This is a genomic window from Pseudomonas sp. NPDC077186 (assembly GCF_044543505.1).
Lineage (GTDB): Bacteria > Pseudomonadota > Gammaproteobacteria > Pseudomonadales > Pseudomonadaceae > Aquipseudomonas.
Genome location: NZ_JBITWE010000001.1, coordinates 146,918 through 165,172, shown reverse-complemented (window position 1 = coordinate 165,172; position 18,255 = coordinate 146,918). Strand labels below are relative to the sequence as shown.

Below are 18,255 nucleotides of genomic sequence, written 5' to 3'. Positions count from 1 at the left end.
TCAGCGAGGGTACCGATTTGCCAGAACGCAGCCATGGTTTGCAGTCATGGATCGATCGCCTGAACCAAGCCGAACTACCCGCGCTGGCCGCCGTGGTGCAGGATTTGCAGCGCCTGGCGCAGCAGGATTCGGCCTCGGTGCAGCAACTGGCCGATGTGCTGCTGCGCGACGCGGCGCTGACCTCCAAGGTGCTGCGGGTCGGCAACAGCGTCTATTACAACCCGTCGCAGGAAGCCATCAAGACCATCTCGCGGGCCATCGTGCTGATCGGTTTCGACAACGTGCGGCTGATCGGCCTGTCGGTCAGCCTGATCGACGGCCTGCTCACCCGCGCTCCGCGCGAGCAGCTGCAGGAGCTGCTCGCGCGCTCCTTCCACGCTGCGGTGCAGGCACGCAACATCGCCGGCTACGTGCTCTCCAAGCATGCCGAGGAAGTGTTCATCGCCGCCTTGCTGCACCACCTGGGCGAACTGGCGTTCTGGGGCTGCGGCGGCGACCAAGCCGACGAGCTGGCTGCCGCCCTGGTCCAGCCCGGCGTGGATGCGGACGAGGCGGTGCGCGAGGTGCTTGGCACCAGCTTCCGCCAGTTGACCCAGGGCCTGGTGAAAAGCTGGAACCTGGGCGAAACCGTCAGCCTGGCGCATGCCGGCACCAACCAGCACGACCCGGCGACCTACGCGGTGCAGTTGGGCGTGCGCATCAGCGAGGCGGCGTTGCAGGGCTGGGAGTCGCCGGAGATGGAGGCTGTATTGGCGAAGATGGCCGCTTTCGTCGACCTCAGCCCGGAGGAGGCCCTGCAGCAGGTGCTGGCCAGCGCCGACGAGGCGGTCAAGGTCGCCTCGACCTTCGGCGCCAGCAAGCTGTGCCGGCTGATTCCCAACACCGACCCCGAGCAGATCCGCCTGCAGCAGGAGGAGCGCAGGGCGCGCGTGTTGCAGCCGAACCTGCTGGTGCTGCAGCAGGCCCTGCAGGATCTCGGCCTGATGGTGAGCAAGCGCGGCGACGTCGGTCTGATCCTCGACACTCTGCTCAAGGGCCTGCATCAAGGCGCCGGACTGGAACGGGTGATGCTCGCGGTGCTGGCCGACGGGCAGAGCTGTTTCCGTGCCAAGCGGGTGATCGGCGACAAGACCGAGCAGTGGCTGCGCGATTTCGTTCTGCCGGCCGAGCAGGTGGAACAGCCGCATGTCTTCAGCTATGTCCTGCGTCACCGCGAGGCGATCTGGATGGGCGTACCGGCCAGCTACAACCTGGCCGAGCTGGTCACCCAGCCGATCCGCCGCAGCCTGGGGGCCGGGATGTTCTTTATCGCCCCGGTCCTCGCGGGAACGCGGGAGATTGGCGTGCTCTACGCCGACAGCCGGCTGTCGGGGCGCGCGCTACGCCACGAGCAGTTCGTTGCCTTCCAGCGTTTCACCCAGCTGACCGGACGCTGCCTGGAGGCCTTGAGCCGGCGTTAGAGCCTGTTCAAACGCTGCTGCGCGTCGGCCGTGCTGTGTTAAAACAGGCTCTTCAGGGTAGATAGAGGGTCAGCATCTGTCCCGGGCGCAGGCTGCTGCTGCGTGGGTTCCAGGCCTGCAGGCGCTTGAGGTCGATCTTGAAGCGCTTGGCGATGACGTACAGCGAGTCGCCTTTCTGCACCCGGTAGTAGGTCGCCTTGTCGCGCGAGGCGCTGCTGCGCGTGTTACTGGCGACCTGGTTGCCCGTCTCGGCCGGCGCCAGGCTGAGGCGCTGGCCGACCTTCAACTGGTTGCCTCGCAGCTGGTTCCAGCGCTGCAGGTCATGCACCGAGACCTGGTGGGCGCGAGCGATCTGCCACAGGTTGTCACCGTCTTTCACCTGATAGCTGCGTGCCGCCGGCGTTTGCACCGTGCTGCGCTGGTACAGCGGTTCGCTCGGCTGCGCGCCGGGCTTGCCGGGAATGGTCAACACCTGGCCGATACGCAGGTTGTTGCCGCTGAGGCGGTTGACGTCCTTGAGCGTGTTCACCGTCAGGTGATGGCGGTTGGCGATGGCGTGCAGGCTGTCGCCGGCGCGCACGGTGTAGCTCTGCCAGTCGACCAGCTCCTGCGGTTTCATCAGGGCCAGGTTGGCACTGAGCATCTCCGCCTTGTCCGTCGGCACCAGCAGGTGCTGCGGCCCGTCGAGGGTGACGCCGCGCTTGTAGGCGGGGTTGAGCTGCAGCAGCTCCTCCTCGTCGAGGTCGGCCAGGCGGGCGACGCGCGACAGGTCCATATGCTGCTTGATCGCCACTTGTTCGAAATAGGGCTCGTTGGCCACTGGCGACAGGCTCACGCCATAGGCCTCCGGGGTGAGGATCACCTGCGACAGCGCCAGCAGCTTGGGCACGTAGTCTTCGGTTTCCTTGGGCAGCGCCAGGTTCCAGTAGTCGCTGGGCAGGCCGAGTTTCTCGTTGCGTTCGATGGCCCGGCTGATGCGGCCTTCGCCGGCATTATAGGCGGCCAGGGCGAGCAGCCAGTCGCCATTGAACATCTCGTGCAGGCGGCTGAGGTAGTTGAGTGCGGCCTGGGTCGAGGCGGTGACGTCGCGGCGGCCGTCGTACCAGCTGGTCTGGCGCAGGTTGTAATGGCGGCCGGTGGAGGGGATGAACTGCCACAGGCCGACGGCGTGGGCGGGGGAATAGGCCTGCGGGTCGTAGGCGCTCTCGATCACCGGCAGCAGCGCCAGCTCCATGGGCATGTCGCGCTCGGCCAGGCGTTCGACGATGTAGTGGATATAGGGGGCGCTGCGTTCGCTGACGGTATCGACGTGCCTGGGGTTGCTGGCGTACCACAGGCGCAGACGTTCGACGCGCGGGTTGATGCCGATCTCGTCCTGCAGCTTGAAGCCATCGCGCATGCGCTCCCAGATATCGGCGTACTCGCGAGGCTTGATCTGGCTGCTGAGCCACTCCGGCTCACGCTCCAGGCCGACGGCGCGCGAGGTGTCGGCGGCGTCGTCCGGGGTGGACGGGGCCAGGCTCTGACAGCCGGCCAGGGTCATGCAACACATCACCACGAGCACCTGGGTGCTTTGTGCTAATGCCTTTAAATTCAAGGGCTTGCGTGGTGATAAGGGCATTGGTCGAGGTGGCATTCCCGGCGAAAAGGTCGGGCGATTCTAGGAATCGAGCCTGGACTGGTCAAGTTTTCACCAGTCTTTTGTGACCGGCATCCCTGTCAGGCCGTCGCAGGCGACGAAATCTGCTCCCGGCATTTTTTGCGAGCCCGGCGAGTTCTAGAACTGATCCTTCCAGGCGCGCAGGCTAGCGAACACTGCGCTCGGCTGGTCGTATCGCCGGTTGTCGTGGCGTTCGGCTGCACGGATCACGGCGGGCTGAGTCGTGCGCAGAAAAGGATTGCTGGCCAACTCCAGGGCGATGCTGGAGGGCAGGCTGATGCGCCCGGCCTCGCGCCAGCGACTGACCTCGCTCAGGCGGGCGGCGATCTGCGGGTTGTCCGGCTCCACCGCTTGGGCGAAGCGCAGATTGCTCAGGGTGTACTCGTGGGTGCAATACACCTGGGTGGCGCCGGGCAGCGCCGCCAGGCGTTCGAGCGATTCGTGCATCTGCTGCGGCGTACCCTCGAACAGGCGTCCGCAGCCACCGGCGAACAGGGTGTCGCCGCAGAACAGCAGACCCTGCTCGGCCTGGTAATAGGCGATATGACCGAGGGTGTGGCCGGGCACGGCCAGCACCTGCAAGCGCAGGCCGAGCACCTCGACCCGATCACCGTCGCCCAACGCCAGGTCGCGTACGGGGATGTCCTCGGCGACCGGGCCGAGCACGCGGGCGCCGGTGGCGACCTTGAGCTTTTCGATGCCGCCGACATGGTCGAAATGATGATGGGTGACCAGGATGTCGCTGAGCTGCCAACCCGGATGGGCCGCCAGCCAGGCCAGCACCGGCGCCGCATCGCCCGGGTCGACCACGGCACAGCGCTGGCTGGCGGCATCCTGCAGCAGCCAGAGGTAGTTGTCGGTGAAGGCGGGCAGGGCGTCGATGCGGATCATTGCGGGTCGCTAAGCTGGTAATAAAGGTGCATCTTAGTCCCCATGCGCACCACTGTCATGAGAGGAATCCGATGAGCGAGCAGGCATTCGCCCAGGCCGACCCCGACTGGCTCAAGCTGATCGGCGAGGCTCGAGCCTGGCTGGCTGGGCCGCTCGGCCAGTTGCTGCTGGGTGAGGAGCGGCGTCTGCTGGAGGAAGAGCTGGCGAAGTTCTTCGGTGGCTACCTGGTCAGCTATGGTCCCGGTGCCGAGCCACCGCCGGATGCCGGGCAGATCCAGTGCAACGTGCGCCTCGGTGCGCCGTTGCCAGGGGTGCAGATCGTTTGCGAGGAACAGGCCTGGCCGCTCAGCGAACACGCAGCCGACGTGGTGGTGCTGCAGCACGGCCTGGATTTCAGCCTGTCGCCGCATGGCCTGCTGCGCGAGGCGGCGCGCAGCGTGCGGCCGGGCGGCCATCTGCTGATTCTCGGCATCAATCCCTGGAGCTGCTGGGGCGCGCGCAGCCTGTTCGCCGGCGACGGACTCAGGCGCGCACGCTGCATCTCGCCCAATCGGGTTGGCGACTGGCTGAGCCTGCTCGGCTTCGCGCTGGAGAAACGCCGCTTCGGGTGCTATCGTCCGCCGCTCGCTGCAGCGGCCTGGCAAACGCGCCTGAGTCGGCTGGAGCACTGGGGCGAGGTCTGGCAATTGCCGGGCGCCGGCTTCTATCTATTGGTGGCGCGCAAGCTGGTGGTCGGCTTGCGCCCGCTGCGTCCGGCACGTCGCGAGCCCATGGGCAAGCTGCTGCCGATGCCGGTGGCCAAGGTCAGCCGGCGCAATGCCGAACGTTAGGCGCTCTACGAGAAGTGCCTGCGCGCGGCGATTTTCGTAGGCCTGGGAACAATGTCTGAAACCGATCAAGTCGTGATCTATACCGATGGCGCCTGCAAGGGCAATCCCGGCCCCGGCGGCTGGGGCGCTCTACTGGTCTACCGGGGGGCGGAAAAGGAACTCTGGGGCGGTGATCCCAGTACCACCAACAATCGCATGGAACTGATGGCGGCAATTGCCGGGCTGGTTGCTCTGACCCGGCCCTGCTCGGTCAAGCTGGTGACCGACTCGCAGTACGTGATGAAGGGCATCCAGGAATGGCTGCCGAACTGGAAGAAACGCGGCTGGAAAACCGCTGCCAAGGAGCCGGTGAAGAATGCCGACCTCTGGCAGAAGCTGGATGAGGAGGTCAACCGTCACCAGGTCAGCTGGCAATGGGTGCGCGGCCACACCGGTCATCCCGGCAACGAGCGTGCCGACCAGTTGGCCAACCGCGGCGTCGACGAGGTGCGCGCGGCGCGCTGAGTCGCTGGGTTAAGATGCCGCACTGGCCGCGTGCGGCAAGCGATCGATGAGAGAGACGAGACGTGACAAGCGATAACAGTGTCATCCGCTACGTGGTGCTGGACACCGAAACCACGGGTATGCCGGTCGCTGAGGGGCACCGCATCATCGAGATCGGCTGCGTCGAGCTGCTCGGCCGGCGCCTGACCGGGCGGCATTTTCACGTCTACCTCAATCCGGATCGCGAGATCGACGAAGGCGCCATCGCGGTTCACGGCATCACCAACGAATACGTCGCCGACAAGCCGCGGTTCAAGGACGTGGCCGATGAGTTCTACGAATTCATCAAGGGCGCCCAGCTGATCATCCACAACGCGGCGTTCGACGTCGGCTTCATCAACAACGAGTTCGCCCTGCTGGGGCAGAGCGAGCGCGCCGACGTCAGCGACTACTGCACCGTGCTCGACACCCTGATGATGGCGCGCGAGCGTCATCCGGGGCAGCGCAACAGCCTGGATGCACTGTGCAAGCGCTACGGCGTGGACAACTCCAACCGTGAACTGCACGGCGCCTTGCTCGACTCGGAGATCCTCGCCGACGTTTATCTGGCGATGACCGGCGGGCAGACCAACCTGTCGCTGGCCGGCGAAGGTGGTGACGGCGATGGCAGCGGTCGCCAGCAGGCCAGTCCGATCCGCCGTCTGGACGCCGCGCGGCCGCGCACCCGGGTGATCCGCGCCAGCCAGGACGAGCTGGCCGCGCACCTGGCGCGGCTGGCGGCCATCGAGAAATCCGCCGGTGGGCCGGCCCTGTGGGCGCAGCTGGAACAGGCGCCGGAATAAGCCAACAGCGCAATTGCGACCTTTTCGTATAGCGTGACGCATGGGGGGTTCCGCCCGTTCGGGCGAGCCTCTACCCTGAGGCGATGGGCAGGTCGGACCTGCCAGCCTTCAGGACGTCACAATGTACAAAGACCTCAAATTCCCCGTCCTCATCGTCCACCGCGATATCAAGGCCGATACCGTCGCCGGTGATCGCGTGCGCGCCATCGCCCAGGAGCTGACGCAGGACGGCTTCAGCATCCTGCCCACGGCCAGCGCCGCCGAGGGGCGCATCGTCGCCTCCACCCACCACGGCCTGGCCTGCATCCTGGTGGCCGCCGAGGGCGCGGGGGAGAACCAGCGCCTGCTGCAGGACATGGTCGAGCTGATTCGTATCGCCCGCGTGCGCGCGCCGCAGCTGCCGATCTTCGCCCTCGGCGAACAGGTGACCATCGAGAACGCGCCGGCCGAGGCCATGGCCGATCTCAACCACCTGCGCGGCATCCTCTACCTATATGAGGACACCGTGTCCTTCCTCGCCCGCCAGGTGGCGCGCGCCGCGCACAATTACCTTGACGGCCTGCTGCCGCCGTTCTTCAAGGCGCTGGTGCAGCACACCGCGCAATCGAACTATTCCTGGCACACGCCCGGCCACGGCGGCGGCGTGGCCTACCGCAAGAGCCCGGTGGGCCAGGCCTTCCACCAGTTCTTCGGCGAGAACACCCTGCGCTCGGACTTGTCCGTGTCGGTGCCGGAGCTGGGCTCGCTGCTCGACCACACTGGCCCCCTGGCCGAGGCCGAGGCCCGCGCCGCGCGCAACTTCGGCGCCGACCACACCTTCTTCGTGATCAACGGCACCTCGACGGCGAACAAGATCGTCTGGCACTCGATGGTCGGTCGCGACGACCTGGTGCTGGTCGACCGCAACTGCCACAAGTCGATCCTGCATTCGATCATCATGACCGGCGCCATCCCGCTGTACCTGTGCCCGGAGCGCAACGAGCTGGGCATCATCGGGCCTATCCCCCTGAGTGAGTTCAGCAGGGAATCGATCCAGGCCAAGATCGACGCCAGCCCGCTGGCCAAGGGCCGCGCGCCCAAGGTCAAGCTGGCGGTGGTGACCAACTCCACCTACGACGGTCTGTGCTACAACGCCGAGATGGTCAAGCAGGCCCTGGGCGATTCGGTGGAGGTGCTGCACTTCGACGAGGCCTGGTACGCCTACGCCGCCTTCCACGAGTTTTACGCCGGGCGCTATGGCATGGGCACCCGCTGCGACGAGCACTCGCCGCTGGTGTTTTCCACCCACTCCACGCACAAGCTGCTGGCAGCCTTCAGCCAGGCTTCGATGATCCACGTGCAGGACGGCGGGCAGCGCCAGCTGGACCGCGACCGCTTCAACGAAGCCTTCATGATGCACATCTCCACCTCGCCGCAGTACGGCATCATCGCCTCGCTGGACGTGGCCTCGGCGATGATGGAGGGCCCGGCCGGGCGCTCGCTGATCCAGGAAACCTTCGACGAGGCGCTGAGCTTCCGCCGCGCCCTGGCCAATGTGCGGCGCAATCTCGGCGCCGATGACTGGTGGTTCAGCATCTGGCAGCCGGCGGCGGCTGACGGTGCCGATAGCCTGGCCACCGCCGACTGGGTGTTGCAGCCGGATGCCGACTGGCATGGTTTCGGGGAAGTGGCCGAGGACTACGTGCTGCTCGATCCGATCAAGGTGACCCTGGTGATGCCCGGACTCAATGCCGCCGGCAAGCTGGAGGAGCAAGGCATCCCCGCGGCGGTGGTCAGCAAGTTCCTCTGGGAGCGCGGCCTGGTGGTGGAGAAGACCGGTCTGTATTCCTTCCTGGTGCTGTTCTCCATGGGTATCACCAAGGGCAAGTGGAGCACCCTGCTGACCGAGCTGCTGGAGTTCAAGCGCAGCTACGACGCCAACCTGCCGCTGACCCAGGTGCTGCCGTCCATCGCCCAGGCCGGCGCGGGGCGCTACCAGGGCATGGGCCTGCGCGATCTGTGCGACGCGTTGCACGGCTGCTACCGCGACAACGCCACGGCCAAGGCGCTGAAGAGCATGTACACGGCGCTGCCGGAAGTGGCGATCAAGCCGGCCGAGGCCTACGACCGCCTGGTGCGCGGCGCGGTTGAGGCGGTGCCGATCGAGCGGCTGGAGGGGCGCATCGCCGCGGTGATGCTGGTGCCCTATCCGCCAGGTATCCCGCTGATCATGCCCGGCGAGCGCTTCACCGCGGCGAGCCGTTCGATCCTCGACTACCTGGCCTTCGCCCGCACCTTCGATCAGGCCTTCCCGGGCTTCGATATCGACGTACACGGTCTGCAGACCGAGGCTGGCCAGTACTGCGTCGACTGCCTGACGGAGTGAGCTTGGCGCTCTGCCGGGGGAACGAGACCCTCGGCAGATCAATCCCTTATTCACGATAGTCAATGCAGTTCTTAACCTCCGGGGCGTGCCCTGCGTCACAGCGGCAAGCATCGACTTTTATGTCGTGCTTGTTATAGTTGCTCGGTTTTAATCACAAAATAATTGCGTGCGCTGCCGAGCAGCGGCTGAGGATGACTGCCGTGTCCGACTACCAAGCCTTTCGCGTCGAACTGGCGGACAAGATCGCCCATGTGCAGATCAACCGTCCGGACAAGGTCAATGCCATGAACGCCGACTTCTGGCGCGAGATCATCGAGATCTTCCGCTGGATCGATGCCACCGATGCGGTGCGCGTGGTGGTGCTGTCCGGCGCAGGCAAGCATTTCTCCTCCGGTATCGATCTGATGATGCTGGCCTCGGTCGGTGCCCGGCTGGGTAAGGACGTCGGGCGTAACGCCGAAGCGCTGCGCCGGGTGATCCTCGACCTGCAGGCTTCCTTCAACGCCGTCGACAACTGCCGCAAGCCGGTGCTGGCGGCCATCCAGGGTTACTGCCTGGGCGGCGCCATCGACCTGATCAGCGCTTGCGACATGCGCTATGCGACGCTCGACGCGCAATTCTCGATCAAGGAAATCGACATGGGCATGGCCGCCGACGTCGGCACCCTGCAGCGCCTGCCGCGCATCATCGGCGACGGCATGATGCGCGAGTTGGCCTACACCGGGCGCAGCATCGACGGCGTCGAGGCCCGGCGTATCGGCCTGGTCAATCGCACCTTCGACGATCAGGACGCGCTGCTCGCCGGGGTGATGCAGATCGCCGCCGAGATCGCGGCGAAATCGCCGGTGGCCGTGCGTGGCACCAAGGAAATGATTCGCTACATGCGCGACCACCGCGTCGACGATGGCCTCGAGTACATCGCCACCTGGAACGCGGCCATGCTGCAGTCCGAAGACCTGCGCCTGGCCATGACCGCGCACATGAGCAAGCAGAAAGCGGAGTTCGCCGACTGATGCCGTATCCACTGTTGTCCGCAGCGAGCCGCGAGGTGCCTAGAGCATGGTGAGTGGAGCCACATCCCTGAGCCTGGTGCGCGACGAACTGTTCGTCACCATGGAAGAGGCCGAGCAGAGCCTCGAGCACTTCATCGCCGAACGGCACAACGGCAGCCTGTTGCAGCAGGCGGTGGAGAGCCTGCAGCAGGTGCGCGGCACGCTCAATTTGATCGAGCTGGCCGGCGCCGAGCTGCTGGCCCAGGAAGTGCTGGACCAGGCCACCGACATCCCCGCCGGCGCCGGCGAGGAGCGCGACGTGCAGCTGGCGGCGCTGAGCAATGCGCTGCACGTGTTGCGCCGCTACCTGGAAAACGTCGACGCCCATCGCCAGGAAATGCCCGAGCTGCTGCTGCCGGCGATCAACGACCTGCGCCAGGCCGGCGCCCAGCAGCCGCTGCCGGAAAGCTTCTTCTTCAGCGTGCGCCTCGACCAGGCCCGACCCCACAGCGCCAGCCTGGCGCTCGACGGCGCGGCCAAGCTGGCCGAAGGCAAGCGCCTGCGCCATATGTACCAGGTCGGCTTGCTCGGCGTTATCCGCGAGCAGAACCCGCAGGCCAGCCTAAAGCTGATGGTGCGCGCCATGGGCCGCCTGGACAGCCTGTTCGCCAACGAGCCGCGCGGGCGCATGTGCTGGATCGGCGCCGCCGCTATCGAGGCGCAGAGCGACGGCCAGCTGCTGCCGCGCAAGTCGCGCAAGCAGCTGTTCTCGCGCCTGGATCGCGAACTCAAGCTGATGCTGGGCAACCCGCAGTACGAGGCGCCGCGCAGCCTGCTCAAGGAGTTGCTGTACCTGGTGGCCCTGGCCGACAGTCGCGGCCCGCATGCCAGCGCCATGCGCCAGGTGTTCGGCCTGACCCCGCTGCCGTTCACCGACCACCTGCTGGAAGCCGAGTACCAGCGCCTGGCCGGCCCCGGCAAGGCGGTGATGCGTTCGCTGTCCACCGCCATCCGCGAGGAGCTGGCCAGCGTCAAGGACATGCTCGACCTGATGGAACGCGGCACCCTGCAGGGCGAGACCCTGGGCACGCTGCACGCCCTGCTCGGCAAGCTGGCCAAGACCCTGGGCATGGTCGGCCTGACCTCCGCCGGCAACGCCCTCGGCGCCCAGTTGCCGCTGGTCGCCGCCTGGAGCGACGCCACGCCGCCGGCGCCTGCGCAATTGCACAAGCTGGCCGATGCGGTGCTCTACGTCGAAGGCATGGTCGCCAGTCTGGAGCGCGGCGAAAGCCGCGACACGCGGCCGACCCCGGCCGAGCCGGGCAGCGAGGCCGATTCCTTCGCCAGCCACCAGCTCAACGAGGCGCGCATCGTCGTGGTCGACGAGGCTCAGGCCGGCCTGGCCCTGGCCAAGCGGGCGATCACCGCCTACCTGGAAGCCGGCGGCGACAAGATGCACCTGGCCAACGTGCCGTTCAGTCTGCAGGCGGTGCGTGGCGGCCTGTGGTTCCTCGAGCAGCGCCGCGCAGCGACCCTGGTCGGCGCCTGCGCCGACTATATCCAGACGCGCATGCTCGAGTCCGGGCAGATGCCCTCCGAGCAGATGCTGGAAACCCTGGCCGACGCCCTGAGCAGCCTGGAGTACTACCTGGAAGCCGGCGCCGTGCTGCGTCCGGAAACCCAGCCCAGCGTACTCGACCTGGCCGAGGAGAGCGTCAAGGCCCTGGGCATGCCGGTGGCGGCCTGATGCTCTGGCGCCACGCCTTTCTCGACCCCGGCCAGCCCGGTGGTTGGGCGCTGCTGTACTGCCGGCAGCAGTTTCTCGCCGACGCCAACGGCGTGCTGTTTCCCCGCGACTGGATCAAGCGCCAGGAGCTGGACATTCTCGCCGAGCAGGGTATCGGTCATTTCGGCGAGGATGCCGTCTACCTGCTGCAGGTTACGCCCTCCACCCAGCTGGACGGCGCCAGCTGGCAGAGCCTGCGCCAGTTCATGCTGCAGGGCGAGGCCGAGACCTTCCGCATGCTCGCCTACGCCGCGCAGATCGGCACCTGGTATGCCGAGCATCGTTTCTGCGGCAGTTGCGGCGCGCCGACCCGCCAGCTACCCGGCGAGCGGGCGATGCGCTGCGACGCCTGCGAGTCGCAACACTATCCGCGCATCTCGCCGAGCATGATTGTGCTGGTCAGTCGCGGCGACGAAATCCTTCTGGCCCGTTCGCCGCGTTTCGTCGCCGGGGTCTACAGCACCCTGGCCGGCTTCGTCGAGCCGGGCGAATCGGTGGAACATTGCGTGGCGCGCGAGGTGCGCGAGGAAGTCGGCGTCGAGGTGCGCAACCTGCAGTACATCGGCAGCCAGGGCTGGCCTTTTCCGCATTCGCTGATGCTCGGTTTCCACGCCGAGTACGCCGGCGGCGAGATCGTCATGCAGGCGGACGAGATCGAGGATGCCCGCTGGTTCCGCGTCGACGCCCTGCCGCCGCTGCCGGCGTCGCGCTCCATCGCCCGCCACCTGATCGATCTGTACGTTGCGCGCCGGCTTGGCTTGCCCGAGCCGCCGCTGCCGGCGTAGAGCCCCTTATGTAGGAGCGGCTTCAGCCGCGAACCTCACCGACCATTCGCGGCTGACGCCGCTCCTACGCGATCCCGATTAGCCGAACCAGTGCTGCCAAGCCAGGCGCGCGGTCAGCGCCAGCACCACCAGGATGAACACCGGGCGGATGAACTTCGAGCCGCCCTGGATCGCCGTGCGTGCGCCGAGGAAGGCGCCGACCATCAGCGCCGCACCCATGCTCAGGCCCAGCACCCAGGCCACCTGCCCGAAGGCGATGAACACCGCCAGCGCCGCGGCGTTGCTGACGAAGTTCATGGTGCGGGCCACGCCGCTGGCGCGAACCAGGTCGAGCGGGTAGAGCAGCAGGCTGCTGACGGTCCAGAAGGCGCCGGTGCCGGGGCCGGCGACGCCGTCGTAGAAGCCCAGGCCGAGGCCTTGCGGCCACTGGCGGCCGCGGGCGATGGGCAGATCCTGCTCGCTCGGCGCCTCGGGCGTGCGACCGAACAGCAGGTACAGGCCGCAGGCGAACACCACCGCCGGCAGCATCTGGTTGAGCCATTCGGCCGGCAGCCAGTGGGCGATCAGCGCGCCGAGCAGGGCGCCGAGCAGCGTGGCCAGCAGTGCCCCGCGCCATTGTCCGGGATCGAACAGCTTGCGCCGGTAGAAGGTCAGCGCCGCGGTGCCCGAGCCGAAGGTGGCGCACAGCTTGTTGGTACCCAGCACCAGGTGCGGCGGCAGCCCGGCGGTGAGCAGCGCGGGAATGGTCAGCAGGCCGCCGCCGCCGGCGATGGCGTCGATGAAACCGGCGATAAAGGCGACCAGCGCCAGGATGGCCAGGGTGCTGGGATCGATGGCGAGTTCGAGAGCGAAGGGCATATAAAGTGTCGACTTGTGGGCGAGTGCGCAGCCTGCCGACTGTTCGGCATCCGGCGAGCTGCGCATAATGCCGGGATTTTCCGCTATAAGGAACGCAATCGATGCAATACGACGGGTTGGCCTGGGCGGTGGCGCTGCTGGCGGTGCTGGCACTGCTGGTGGCGCTGCGCATACTGCTCAATAGCGGCTGGTTTCTCGGCTGGCTGCGCGGCACCTGCGGCCTGGCGTTCCTCGCCCTGGCCGGCCTGGTCGGCCTGGTCGCCTTTGATCTCTACAGCTACGCGCCGCTGCCGCAGGGCAAGCCGCTGGCGACCCTCAGTTTCAAGGCCGACGGCCCGCAGCGTTACCGCGTCAGCCTGCTGGAAGGCGGCCGCGAGCGCACGCTGATCCTGGAGGGCGACCTGTGGCAGCTCGATGGCCGGCTGATCCGCTGGAAGGGCCTGGCCGAGTTGATCGGCCTGGAGCCCGGCTACCGTTTCGAGCGCTTGTCCGGACGCTTTCTCGCCATCGAACAGCAGGCCCTGGCCCAGCATGGGCGCGTGCAGCTGGCCGAGAGTCCCTACGGCGTCGACCTGTGGCGCTGGCTGCGCCTGAGCCAGCGCGACCTGCTGCTGTTCGACCCACAGGCGTTGCGCGTGACCTACCTGCCGATCGCCGCCGATGCGGTGTACAGCGTCAGCCTGACGCCGACCGGGCTGCTGGCCGAGCCGATGAATCCGGCCGCCGAGGCGGCGCTGAAGGATTGGTAATACCCGAAGGGCGGGAGAGGGGAGCGAAGTTAGCGTACGCCTCGGAAGTTCGTAGCCCGGATGCAATCCGGGACGCGGGCCCCCAATATCCCCGGATTGCATCCGGGCTGAGATTAGGCATGTAGCCGTGCGGGATGCATCAATGAAAAAGGCACCCGAGGGTGCCTTTTTTGCTGCCTCGCGTTTGACCTCAGGAGAGGAAGCCGCCGTCGACATTGAGCGCCACGCCGGTGGTGTAGCTGGATGCTGCGCTGGCCAGGTACAGCACGGCGCCGGCCATCTCGCTGGGGTCGGCCACGCGCTTGAGCGGGATGCGCTGCAGCGCGATGTTGAGAATGGCGTCGTTCTTGGTCAGCGCCGAGGCGAACTTGGTGTCGGTCAGGCCCGGCAGCAGGGCGTTGCAGCGGATGCCGAACTGCGCACACTCCTTGGCGAAGACCTTGGTCATGCTGATCACCGCGGCCTTGGTCACCGAGTAGATGCCCTGGAACTCGCCGGGCGAGACGCCGTTGATCGAGGCGACATTGATGATCGAGCCGCCGCCACCCGCTTTCATCAGCTTGCCGCCTTCGATGGACATGAAGTAGTAGCCGCGGATGTTGACGTCGACGGTCTTCTGGAAGGCGGACAGGTCGGTGTCCAGCACATTGCAGAACTGCGGGTTGGTGGCGGCGTTGTTGACCAGGATGTCGAGGCGGCCGAACTGTTCCTTGATCTGTGCGAAGACGCTGGCGATCTGCTCCATCTCGCCGATATGGCAGGCGATGGCGGTGGCCTTGCCGCCTTCGGCCACGATGGCGTCGGCCACGGCCTGGCAGCCCTCGAGCTTGCGGCTGGAGACGATCACGTGCGCGCCCTGCTGGGCCAGCAGCTTGGCGATGGCCTCGCCGATGCCGCGGCTGGCGCCGGAAACGAAGGCGATCTTGCCGTCGAGGTCGAACAGTTGGGTCTTGGACATTGCGATTACCCCGGGGTTAGAGAGTGGATTTGCCGATGACCTGCAGGCACATCTGTTCCAGCAGCTTGTTCATCTGAATGAACTGGGCGAAGCGCTTGTCCTGGGTCTGGCCATGGTAGAAGCGGTAGTAGATCTGCTGGACGATGCCGGCCAGGCGGAACAGGCCGTAGGTGTAATAGAAGTCGAAGCTCTTGATCTCGATGCCGGCCTGCTCGGCGTAGTAGTCGACGAACTGCTGACGGCTGAGCATGCCGGGGGCGTTGCTCGGCTGGCGGCGCATCAGTTGCACCGGCGCCGGGTCGCCGGCCTCGATCCAGTAGGCCAGGGTGTTGCCCAGATCCATCAGCGGGTCGCCGATGGTGGTCATCTCCCAGTCCAGCACGCCGACGATCTGCATCGGGTTGCTCGGGTCGAGGATGACGTTGTCGAAGCGGTAGTCGTTATGGACGATGCCCGGTTTGTGATGGTCGGCCGGCATCTTGTCGCGCAGCCAGGCCTTGACCGGCTCCCAGGTGGGTGCATCGGGGGTCAGGGCCTTCTCGTAACGGCTGATCCAGCCGCCGATCTGGCGTTCCACATAGCCTTCCGGCTTGCCCAGCTCGCCGAGGCCGCAGGCGTTGTAATCGACGTTATGCAACTCGACCAGCTTGTCGATAAAGCTCTTGCACAGCGCGCCGGTCTGCTCGGGCGAGAAGTTCAGCTCGGCCGGCATCTCCGAGCGCAGGATGATGCCCTTGACCCGCTCCATCACGTAGAACTCGGCGCCGATCACCGACTCGTCGGTGCAGTGCACGTAGGCCTTGGGGCAGTAGGGAAAGCCGGCGTTGAGCTGGTTGAGGATGCGGTACTCGCGGCCCATGTCGTGCGCCGACTTGGCCTTCTGGCCGAATGGCGGGCGGCGCAGGACGAGCTCCTGCTGCGGGTATTCGATCAGGTAGGTCAGGTTCGAGGCGCCGCCGGGGAACTGACTGATCGTCGCCTCGCCGGTCAGGCCGGGAATATGCGCCTTGAGGTAGGCGTCGATGACGGCGGCGTCGAGTTCTTCGCCTGCGCGGATGCGGGTGGATTGGTCGGTGAGCGCCATGCTTATCCCTTCTACTTATGATGGGGGCCCTAGATAATTGGCTAATCTAATGCTGCACCCGAACCGTCACAAGCAATACGCGCCGTTATAGGCGGGCGTGTTGCACCACAATCAAGCTGCCTGATTCGCCCGCAGGCGGCGGCTGGGCATAAAAAAACCGGAGCCCAAGGACTCCGGTTTCGTCTGTGTCACGGTCAGCCTAGACGCTTAGACCGGGAACAGTTCGCCCAGCTTCATCGCCAGCATCATGTCGCCTTCGGCGCGCAGCTTGCCGGCCATGAAGGCCTGCATGCCGTCGGTCTCGCCGCTGGTGATGCCCTTGAGGGTTTCGCTGTCCATGATCAGGGTCACGTTGGCGTTCGGGTTGTCGCCTTGCTCGACGGCGCAGGTGCCGTCCTTGACTATCAGCGCGTAGTTCTCGCCGTCTTCGATATTGAACTGGAACACCAGATCCAGGCCGGCAGCGGCGCTGGCGTTGAACTTCGATTGCATGGTTTGGACGATGTCAGCAACGCTCATGGTCTTATCCTTTTTTTCAGGTTTTTCGCGCAGCCTCGCGGCCGCAGTGGGCCAAAACTCATCGGTAGGTGATGAGCTCCGGCGCCTTCAGCAGCTGCAGATGCACATGGCTGTTGAAGGAAGCCAGACTCACCTCGCGGCCGCGGAACTTCAGCTGGCTGAGCGAGGTGTTGACGATTTGCCAATTCAGTTCGAAGGCCTTGTCCGCCGGTACGCCGGTGATCAGCCGGAGCAGGGCGGTGATGGTGCCGCCGGAGGTGAACACGGCGATGTTCTGTTTGCTCCGGGCCTGCTCGAGGATGCGCGTCAGGCCGCCTTCGACCTGCTCGACGTAGGCCTGCCAGCTCTGCAGACCGTGCTGCTCGTACTCGCCACAAACCCAGCGGGCGATCAACTTGGAGAACAGGCGCTGGAACTCGGCACGGTTCTGCGCGCCGTTACGCAGGATATGCAGGGCCTCGGGTTCTTCGGGCAGGATGCCCGGGAGCAGGGCGCGGATCACCGCATCGGCGTCGAACTCGTTGAAGGCCGCGTCGATGTCCAGCGGCGGGGCGTCGTTCATGCGCTGCAACGCGGCATGGGCGGTATGCTGCTGGCGGCGCAGGCTGCCGCTGACGCAGCGATCAAAGACAATGCCGAGCTGGCTGAGGTGCTCGCCCAATACTTCGGCCTGGCGCACGCCGATGGCAGACAGGACATCGTAGTCGTCCGCGCCGAATGAGGCCTGGCCATGTCGAATCAGGTAAATGCTGCCCACGTCCGTTTCGGTCCCGGCGCGTTGAAAGTTCCGCGAGGGTATGAGGAAGCTCGGGGGCTGTCAACGAAAAAACATACGCTTGTTTGAATCGCCTGCGCGGTGCCGTCGACCATCGTCGCGCTTGGCCGCCGGCCGATGGCGCCGGTATGCTTGAGCCTTTGCGCGCTCAGGCGCCGCCGCATTGTCCAAGGGGGATCTGTGGAGTTTCTTAGCGAGTACGCCGGCTTTCTGGCGAAAACCCTGACCCTGGTGGTCGCCATCGTCCTGGTGCTGGTGGCGGTCGCCGCTACGCGCGGCAAGGGCCGGCGCAGCAGCGGCCAGTTGCAGGTGCACAAGCTCAACGACTTCTACAAGGACCTGCGCGAGCGCCTGGAGCACAGCGTGCTGCACAAGGACCAGCTGAAGGCCGCGCGCAAGGCCGAGGCCAAGGCGGCCAAGCGGGAGAAGAAGCACCCGCCGAGCAAGCCGCGGGTGTTCGTGCTGGACTTCGACGGCGACATCAAGGCCTCGGCCACCGATCACCTGCGTCATGAGGTGACCGCGCTGCTGTCGCTGGCCAAGGCCTCGGACGAGGTGGTGCTGCGTCTGGAAAGCGGCGGCGGCATGGTGCACAGCTATGGCCTGGCCTCGTCGCAGCTGGTGCGCATCCGCGAGGCCGGCATCCCGCTCACCGTCTGCGTCGACAAGGTAGCCGCCAGCGGCGGCTACATGATGGCCTGCATCGGCCAGAAGGTTCTCGCCGCGCCGTTCGCCATCCTCGGTTCCATCGGCGTGGTGGCGCAGCTGCCCAACGTGCATCGCCTGCTGAAGAAGCACGACATCGATTTCGAGGTGCTCACCGCCGGCGAGTACAAGCGCACTCTGACCGTGTTCGGCGAGAACACCGACAAGGGCCGGGAGAAGTTCCAGGAAGACCTGGAAACCACCCACGAGCTGTTCAAGGGCTTCGTCGCCCGCTATCGGCCGCAGCTGGATATCGACGCCATCGCCACCGGCGAGGTCTGGCTGGGCCTGTCCGCCCAGGAGCGCCTGCTGGTGGACGAACTGAAGACCAGCGACCAGTACCTGGCTGAGCGCGCCGTCGAGGCCGAGCTGTTCCACCTGCATTTCGCCCACAAGAAGAGCCTGCAGGAGCGCGTGGGACTGGCCGCCAGCATGGCCCTGGACCGCTTCGTGCTGACCTGGCTGAGCCGGCTCAATCAGCAGCGCTTCTGGTAAGGGCACGCCACCGAACAA

At 66.2% G+C, this 18,255-nt stretch carries 17 protein-coding genes; 10 read left to right on the top strand and 7 right to left on the bottom strand.

The features are described from left to right. Positions 1 to 38: 38 nt before the first annotated feature. Positions 39 to 1,460, top strand: coding sequence for an HDOD domain-containing protein (locus ACIGKL_RS00775; protein WP_397484838.1), 1,422 nt, complete (start codon positions 39 to 41; stop codon positions 1,458 to 1,460). A 52-nt stretch (positions 1,461 to 1,512) separates the two neighbouring features. On the opposite strand, the gene ACIGKL_RS00770 is transcribed toward ACIGKL_RS00775, so the two are convergent. Both ACIGKL_RS00770 and gloB read right to left on the bottom strand, forming a co-directional pair. Continuing rightward, positions 1,513 to 3,081: a LysM peptidoglycan-binding domain-containing protein gene (locus tag ACIGKL_RS00770; RefSeq protein WP_397484837.1), complete on the bottom strand. Its 1,569-nt coding sequence runs from the start codon at positions 3,079 to 3,081 to the stop codon at positions 1,513 to 1,515. A gap of 156 nt (positions 3,082 to 3,237) precedes the next feature. After that, on the bottom strand, positions 3,238 to 4,011 hold the full coding sequence (gene gloB / locus ACIGKL_RS00765) for a hydroxyacylglutathione hydrolase (protein ID WP_397484836.1): 774 nt from the start codon (positions 4,009 to 4,011) through the stop codon (positions 3,238 to 3,240). Positions 4,012 to 4,082: 71 nt separating this feature from the next. On the opposite strand from gloB, the gene ACIGKL_RS00760 reads away from it, so the two are divergent. From ACIGKL_RS00760 to nudC, 7 genes are all read left to right on the top strand, one after another. After that, positions 4,083 to 4,841, top strand: a complete 759-nt coding sequence (locus ACIGKL_RS00760) for a class I SAM-dependent methyltransferase (protein WP_397484835.1) — start codon at positions 4,083 to 4,085, stop codon at positions 4,839 to 4,841. 51 nt (positions 4,842 to 4,892) lie between these two features. Continuing rightward, positions 4,893 to 5,345 (top strand): ribonuclease HI, encoded by a 453-nt coding sequence (gene rnhA, locus ACIGKL_RS00755; protein ID WP_021443944.1) that lies wholly within the window; start codon positions 4,893 to 4,895, stop codon positions 5,343 to 5,345. Positions 5,346 to 5,428: 83 nt separating this feature from the next. Further along, a complete protein-coding gene (gene dnaQ, locus ACIGKL_RS00750) occupies positions 5,429 to 6,166 on the top strand; it encodes a DNA polymerase III subunit epsilon (protein ID WP_397486226.1) in 738 nt (245 codons plus the stop codon). A gap of 121 nt (positions 6,167 to 6,287) precedes the next feature. Continuing rightward, positions 6,288 to 8,531 (top strand): Orn/Lys/Arg decarboxylase N-terminal domain-containing protein, encoded by a 2,244-nt coding sequence (locus ACIGKL_RS00745; RefSeq protein ID WP_397484834.1) that lies wholly within the window; start codon positions 6,288 to 6,290, stop codon positions 8,529 to 8,531. A 200-nt stretch (positions 8,532 to 8,731) separates the two neighbouring features. Beyond that, entirely contained in the window at positions 8,732 to 9,544 is an 813-nt protein-coding gene (locus ACIGKL_RS00740; RefSeq protein ID WP_397484833.1) for a crotonase/enoyl-CoA hydratase family protein, read from the top strand. A 46-nt stretch (positions 9,545 to 9,590) separates the two neighbouring features. Beyond that, a complete protein-coding gene (locus ACIGKL_RS00735) occupies positions 9,591 to 11,270 on the top strand; it encodes a ferrous iron transporter B (protein WP_397484832.1) in 1,680 nt (559 codons plus the stop codon). Further along, positions 11,270 to 12,094 (top strand): NAD(+) diphosphatase, encoded by an 825-nt coding sequence (gene nudC / locus ACIGKL_RS00730; RefSeq protein WP_397484831.1) that lies wholly within the window; start codon positions 11,270 to 11,272, stop codon positions 12,092 to 12,094. Before ACIGKL_RS00735 ends, nudC begins: the two co-directional genes overlap by 1 nt. Before the next feature lie 78 nt (positions 12,095 to 12,172). Here nudC and ACIGKL_RS00725 read toward each other — a convergent pair whose 3' ends face one another. Continuing rightward, a complete protein-coding gene (locus ACIGKL_RS00725; RefSeq protein ID WP_397484830.1) occupies positions 12,173 to 12,952 on the bottom strand; it encodes a TSUP family transporter in 780 nt (259 codons plus the stop codon). 101 nt (positions 12,953 to 13,053) lie between these two features. Here ACIGKL_RS00725 and ACIGKL_RS00720 point away from each other — a divergent pair, with 101 nt between their 5' ends. Then, a complete protein-coding gene (locus tag ACIGKL_RS00720) occupies positions 13,054 to 13,701 on the top strand; it encodes a hypothetical protein (RefSeq protein WP_397484829.1) in 648 nt (215 codons plus the stop codon). Positions 13,702 to 13,891: 190 nt separating this feature from the next. On the opposite strand, the gene ACIGKL_RS00715 is transcribed toward ACIGKL_RS00720, so the two are convergent. The 4 genes from ACIGKL_RS00715 to ACIGKL_RS00700 all read right to left on the bottom strand — a co-directional run bounded on the left by ACIGKL_RS00715 (position 13,892) and on the right by ACIGKL_RS00700 (position 17,019). Continuing rightward, on the bottom strand, positions 13,892 to 14,659 hold the full coding sequence (locus ACIGKL_RS00715) for an SDR family oxidoreductase (RefSeq protein ID WP_397484828.1): 768 nt from the start codon (positions 14,657 to 14,659) through the stop codon (positions 13,892 to 13,894). A 16-nt stretch (positions 14,660 to 14,675) separates the two neighbouring features. Beyond that, positions 14,676 to 15,743: a phosphotransferase family protein gene (locus tag ACIGKL_RS00710; RefSeq protein WP_397484827.1), complete on the bottom strand. Its 1,068-nt coding sequence runs from the start codon at positions 15,741 to 15,743 to the stop codon at positions 14,676 to 14,678. Positions 15,744 to 15,950: 207 nt separating this feature from the next. Then, positions 15,951 to 16,262: an SCP2 sterol-binding domain-containing protein gene (locus ACIGKL_RS00705; RefSeq protein WP_003239871.1), complete on the bottom strand. Its 312-nt coding sequence runs from the start codon at positions 16,260 to 16,262 to the stop codon at positions 15,951 to 15,953. A 58-nt stretch (positions 16,263 to 16,320) separates the two neighbouring features. Continuing rightward, positions 16,321 to 17,019: a histidine phosphatase family protein gene (locus ACIGKL_RS00700; protein WP_397484826.1), complete on the bottom strand. Its 699-nt coding sequence runs from the start codon at positions 17,017 to 17,019 to the stop codon at positions 16,321 to 16,323. A gap of 198 nt (positions 17,020 to 17,217) precedes the next feature. Between ACIGKL_RS00700 and sohB the strand changes: the two genes are divergently transcribed. Beyond that, positions 17,218 to 18,237: a protease SohB gene (gene sohB / locus ACIGKL_RS00695; protein WP_397484825.1), complete on the top strand. Its 1,020-nt coding sequence runs from the start codon at positions 17,218 to 17,220 to the stop codon at positions 18,235 to 18,237. Positions 18,238 to 18,255 lie beyond the last annotated feature (18 nt).

What these genes read in the sequence shown, in the direction of transcription:
- ACIGKL_RS00760 (WP_397484835.1), top strand. Translation starts at nt 4,083, where the DNA reads ATGAGCGAGCAGGCATTCGCCCAGGCCGACCCCGACTGGCTCAAGCTG.
- gloB (WP_397484836.1), bottom strand. Translation starts at nt 4,011, where the DNA reads ATGATCCGCATCGACGCCCTGCCCGCCTTCACCGACAACTACCTCTGG.
- ACIGKL_RS00705 (WP_003239871.1), bottom strand. Translation starts at nt 16,262, where the DNA reads ATGAGCGTTGCTGACATCGTCCAAACCATGCAATCGAAGTTCAACGCC.
- ACIGKL_RS00735 (WP_397484832.1), top strand. Translation starts at nt 9,591, where the DNA reads ATGGTGAGTGGAGCCACATCCCTGAGCCTGGTGCGCGACGAACTGTTC.
- ACIGKL_RS00745 (WP_397484834.1), top strand. Translation starts at nt 6,288, where the DNA reads ATGTACAAAGACCTCAAATTCCCCGTCCTCATCGTCCACCGCGATATC.
- ACIGKL_RS00720 (WP_397484829.1), top strand. Translation starts at nt 13,054, where the DNA reads ATGCAATACGACGGGTTGGCCTGGGCGGTGGCGCTGCTGGCGGTGCTG.
- ACIGKL_RS00725 (WP_397484830.1), bottom strand. Translation starts at nt 12,952, where the DNA reads ATGCCCTTCGCTCTCGAACTCGCCATCGATCCCAGCACCCTGGCCATC.
- ACIGKL_RS00710 (WP_397484827.1), bottom strand. Translation starts at nt 15,743, where the DNA reads ATGGCGCTCACCGACCAATCCACCCGCATCCGCGCAGGCGAAGAACTC.
- ACIGKL_RS00770 (WP_397484837.1), bottom strand. Translation starts at nt 3,081, where the DNA reads ATGCCCTTATCACCACGCAAGCCCTTGAATTTAAAGGCATTAGCACAA.
- ACIGKL_RS00715 (WP_397484828.1), bottom strand. Translation starts at nt 14,659, where the DNA reads ATGTCCAAGACCCAACTGTTCGACCTCGACGGCAAGATCGCCTTCGTT.
- rnhA (WP_021443944.1), top strand. Translation starts at nt 4,893, where the DNA reads ATGTCTGAAACCGATCAAGTCGTGATCTATACCGATGGCGCCTGCAAG.
- nudC (WP_397484831.1), top strand. Translation starts at nt 11,270, where the DNA reads ATGCTCTGGCGCCACGCCTTTCTCGACCCCGGCCAGCCCGGTGGTTGG.